2 tRNA genes are annotated in these 276 nt (G+C 48.2%); both read left to right on the top strand.

The window, feature by feature from the left end:
- The first annotated feature begins 33 nt into the window (after positions 1–33).
- Positions 34–110, top strand: a tRNA-Ile gene (locus tag AB4154_RS22355).
- A gap of 14 nt (positions 111–124) precedes the next feature.
- Positions 125–200, top strand: a tRNA-Ala gene (locus AB4154_RS22350).
- Positions 201–276: the final 76 nt, after the last annotated feature.

Here is a 276-nt window from a genome sequence, read left to right as displayed (position 1 = left end):
TGATTAGGTTTAGAAAAGTTAAGAGACGATATTGGGTCTGTAGCTCAGCTGGTTAGAGCGCTCGCCTGATAAGCGGGAGGTCGGTGGTTCAAGTCCACTCAGACCCACCAATATCGACCTAGATGGGGCTATAGCTCAGCTGGGAGAGCGCCTGCCTTGCACGCAGGAGGTCTGCGGTTCGATCCCGCATAGCTCCACCATCTTTAAGCGTTCTTGTTCGACAAAAAGTCTTACGAGAGTCTTTAAAAATGGTTCAATTTATTGAATCAAGCTCTT

The sequence above is a fragment of the Vibrio sp. 10N.286.51.B11 genome (genome assembly GCF_041469245.1).
In the GTDB taxonomy this organism is placed as follows: Bacteria; Pseudomonadota; Gammaproteobacteria; order Enterobacterales; family Vibrionaceae; genus Vibrio; species Vibrio crassostreae_C.
Note: the sequence above shows the minus strand (reverse complement) of the source record. Positions and strands in the feature narration are given on the sequence as shown.